Origin of the sequence: Schnuerera sp. (assembly GCF_035459645.1) — a bacterium.
Classification (GTDB): Bacteria; Bacillota; Clostridia; order Tissierellales; family Tepidimicrobiaceae; genus Schnuerera.
Genome location: NZ_DATHXO010000447.1, coordinates 1 through 4,330 on the forward strand (window position 1 = coordinate 1; position 4,330 = coordinate 4,330).

The following is a 4,330-nucleotide window of genomic DNA, read 5'->3' on the forward strand; positions in this document are numbered from 1 at the left end:
GGCCAATATTAAACACTTGGTTTGATAGACCTTTATCTATGGCAGGTAGAGTAAGTATAAAAACTAAAAATCCACTAAAGCCCAAAGAATTATTGATCGATATGGAAAAACCTATAATGACTATTCCTAATTTAGCCATACATATGAACAGAAAAGTAAACGAAGGTGTAAAGATAAATCCTCAAATTGATACTTTACCATTACTATCAACTATAAATGATAAATTTGAAAAAGAGAGTTTCATATTAGGATTAATTGCTGAAAAATTAAATATAAAATTAGAGGATATTTTAGATTTTGAATTGTTCTTATATGGTGTAGAGAAAGGATCTTTAATAGGGCTTAATGAAGAATTTATCTCTATTGGCAGATTAGACGATTTAGCTATGGTTCATGCTGGATTATATGGGCTTATAGATAGTAAAGTAAGCAATGCTACAAAAGTATTAGTTTGTTTTGATAATGAAGAAGTAGGTAGTACCACAAAACAGGGAGCAGCGAGCCCTATGCTTAGAACTGTTCTTGAGAGAATCGCAATATCTATGGGTAAGGACAAGGAAGATTATTATAGAGCATTATCCAATTCTTTTTTAATATCTGCTGATATGGCACATGCACTTCATCCTAATTATACAGAAAAGCAAGACCTGACTAATAGACCAGTAATAAACGGAGGCCCAACTATAAAAATATCTGCAAATCAGTCCTATACAACTGATAGTTCGTCGTCAGCTGTTTATGAAGGAATATGTAAATCTGTAAATGTTCCTGTACAAATGTTTGTTAACAGGTCTGATGAAAGAGGAGGCTCCACTATAGGACCTATATCCTCAACTCAATTAGATATTCCTTCAGTAGATATAGGAAATCCAATACTTGGTATGCACTCTATAAGAGAATTAGGCGGGGTTTTTGATCATTATTATGTCTATAAGTCTTTTCAAGAATTTTATAGTATTATAGCAACAAATTAATTCATATCCATTTAAATATATTCTTAATTCTTCAATTGATAGGTAATAATTACCTATCTTTTTTTTCTGATAATACTAATATAAAAAGAAGGGATTTAAAATTAAATGTAGAATATTAGAGATATAAATCTACTTGGACTGTAAGATATAAAGTAGTATTATGGGATTAAGTCAAAAAAGGTTATTAATTAGAAGGGGGTCTATGAACTAATAATGATAAAACCAAGAAAATTAGAAAAAGGAGATACAATAGCAACGGTAAGTTTATCATGGGGTGGAGCAGGAGATAAAGAATTTAGATATCGATATGAGATAGGTAAAAAAAGAATGGAAGAATTATTTGGAGTAAATGTTATAGAGATGCCAAACAGTTTAAAGGGTAGTGAATATTTAAATAATAATCCCAAAGCAAGAGCAGAAGATTTGATGAATGCCTTTAAAAATAAAGAAGTAAAAGCTGTTTTTTCTAATATAGGTGGTGATGATACCCTAAGATTGTTACCCTATATAGATTTTGAAATAATAAAGAGAAATCCGAAAATATTTATGGGTTATTCTGATACAACCGTAAATCATTTTATGTGCTATAAGGCTGGTTTGACGAGTTATTATGGTCCAAGTGTTTTAGGGGAATTTGCAGAAAATGTAGAGATCCACGATTATACGATTAAATGGATCCAGAAATCACTATTTAGTAATGAAACTATAGGAGAGATTATGCCAAGTGAATATTGGACATCACAATGGTTAGCATGGGAAAAGGAAGAAAATAGTAAAATAAAAAGAAAAATGAATATGGAGAAAAGGGGTCATGAGATTCTTCAAGGAAAAGGAAAAGTAAGAGGCAAACTGATAGGTGGTTGTATAGAAGTATTGGATTGGTTAAGAGGCACAACTTTATGGCCAAGTTTAGATGAATGGGAAAATAAAATATTATTTCTAGAGACTAGTGAAGATAAACCTACCCCAGATTATATAAGATGGTATCTAAGAGCTCTAAATGCTCTTGGCATATTTGGTAGAATAAATGGTTTAATAATAGGTAAGCCTCAAGATGAAAAATATTATGAAGAATATAAAGATGAGTATTTAAAAGTAATAAGAGATGAAGCAAAAAGAGATGATCTTCCAATAATGTATAATATGAACTTTGGACATACAGCACCAATGTTTATTTTACCCTATGGTGTCGAAGCAGAAATAGATTGTGACAATAAAAAGTTTAGAATTTATGAATCAGGAACAGTAGAAGAATGAGATAGAGCAAGTATATTAAGAATAAATAGAAGTACTAAGGGTATTAGATAAAGTAGGTTTTATTGTAATTCTATTTGTAAAGATAGTTGGCGATAACATTAGTAATATTGGATTTAATATTAATAATGTAAGGTCAATTCGTTTATGGAAGAAGGATTATTCAGAGGAACTATGATTCCAATTCTAATCATGCTTACTAATAGATTTAATAAAGTTTATAATAAATGTTATAGAGTGTTAAAAAAAGAGGGATTCTATTAGCAGGATTAGTAATGGAATTTGAAAAAATAGGATTTGTCTTAGATGAGAGTGAAGCAGAAGTTATATTTCAGGTATAATTAAATTCGGGAGGTAATTATGAATGAAGCTTTTGATTACGGGATTTGAACCATTTGGCGGAGAAACTATAAACCCTGCCTATGAAGCAGTTAAAACTTTAGAAGACAAAATAATGAATACAGAAATTATTAAAAGAGAAATTCCTACTGTATTTAACAAATCCATAGAAGTATTAGAAAATTTAATTGAAAATGAAAAACCGGATATAGTTATTTGTGTTGGACAAGCTGGAGGGAGATATGATATTTCATTAGAAAGAGTAGCAATAAATATAGATGATGCAAGGATAAAGGATAATGAAGGAAATCAACCAGTAGATATAAAAATATTTGAGGATGGAGAAAATGCTTATTTTACTTCACTACCTATAAAAAGAATGGTAAAGAAAATTAGAGAAGCGGGTATTCCAGCTAGTATCTCTAATACTGCAGGAACTTTTGTATGTAATCATATTATGTATGGACTATTATATTTAATAGACAAAAAATATCCTAATATAAGAGGAGGTTTCATTCATGTACCATATTTACCTGAACAAGTCATATCAAAAAGGAATATGCCTAGTATGAGTATTGAAAATATTAGAAAAGGATTAAGATTAGCTGTTGAAGTTGTTTTGGAGAAATAGAAGAACCTATACCTTGGAGGGAAAACGCTGATATGATTATTAAATTGATACAACCTAAAATGATTATGAGGCCAATGGATACTCGACTTAAAACTAGAATGGCCCCATCCCTTGCATTATTGACAATAGCAAATATGATTCATAAAGAACATACAGTAATAATTGAAAATGAAAATATAGAAGATATTAATTTTGATGAAGCAGTAGACATTGTAGGCATTACTGTTACAGTAGATGTTTTTCCTCGTGCAATAGAAATTTCAAGGATTTACCAAAGTAAGGGGATTCCAGTCGTAGCAGGTGGAATACATATTACTGCATTTCCTGAACAGGCCAAAAAGTACTTTGATATTGTAGCTGTTGGATTAGCAGAGAAAACATGGCCTGATATCATTCGAGATTTTCAAAATGAGAAACTGAAAAAAATATACCAGTGTAATGGTGAAATTAAAGGTAGTGAGATTGTTTCGCCAGGATATCATTTGATTGATACCAAAAAATATTTATATTGCAATATTATTAGTACGAGCAGAGGATGTCCATTCAGGTGTGATTTCTGCTACAATAGTTGTGAAGCTTATAAAACATTGTATATTAATAGGGACATTGAAGATGTGATAAAAGATATAAAAGCAATTGGCAAGCGACATGTTATGTTCATAGATGATAATTTTATTGGAAATCCCAAATGGACATTAGAATTTGTTAGAGCCATTAGACCAATGGGATTAAAATGGAATGCAGCAGTTTCAGCAAATATAGTGGACATGCCTGATTTATTAGATGAGATGGCTATTTCAGGATGTGAAAGTTTATTCATTGGTTTCGAAAGCCTAAATGAAAAGGCTATAAAAAATGTCCATAAAAGTCAGAACAATATCCGAAAGTATGAGACTTTAGTTAAAGAAATTCACAAACGGGGAATAATGATTAACGCTAGTTTTGTTTTTGGCCTTGACGATGACGATGTTACAACATTTAAGACTACATTAGATTGGATCGTAAAAAACAAAATAGAAACAGTTACATCCCATATACTTACCCCATATCCTGGAACTAAAGTTTACGATGAGTATGTCAAAAATGGGAGAATCATAGACTTTGATTTTTCAAAGTATAATACTGCAAATGT

The 4,330-nt window shown here is 30.6% G+C and carries 4 protein-coding genes; all 4 read left to right on the plus strand.

Going from position 1 to position 4,330, the window contains the following annotated elements:
* The coding region (locus VK998_RS10525) for a M18 family aminopeptidase (RefSeq protein ID WP_325228084.1) at window positions 1-974 on the plus strand (974 nt) is incomplete at its 5' end.
* Window positions 975-1,187: 213 nt separating this feature from the next.
* Window positions 1,188-2,231 (plus strand): S66 family peptidase, encoded by a 1,044-nt coding sequence (locus VK998_RS10530; protein ID WP_325228085.1) that lies wholly within the window; start codon window positions 1,188-1,190, stop codon window positions 2,229-2,231.
* 361 nt (window positions 2,232-2,592) lie between these two features.
* Window positions 2,593-3,198, plus strand: coding sequence for a pyroglutamyl-peptidase I (pcp, locus tag VK998_RS10535; RefSeq protein WP_236910615.1), 606 nt, complete (start codon window positions 2,593-2,595; stop codon window positions 3,196-3,198).
* A 32-nt stretch (window positions 3,199-3,230) separates the two neighbouring features.
* On the plus strand, window positions 3,231-4,330 hold a 1,100-nt coding region (locus VK998_RS10540), incomplete at its 3' end, for a B12-binding domain-containing radical SAM protein (RefSeq protein WP_325228086.1).

Bases quoted from the DNA above. Each gene is read 5' to 3' on its own strand.
- VK998_RS10530 (WP_325228085.1), top strand. From the start codon at position 1,188: ATGATAAAACCAAGAAAATTAGAAAAAGGAGATACAATAGCAACGGTA.
- pcp (WP_236910615.1), top strand. From the start codon at position 2,593: ATGAAGCTTTTGATTACGGGATTTGAACCATTTGGCGGAGAAACTATA.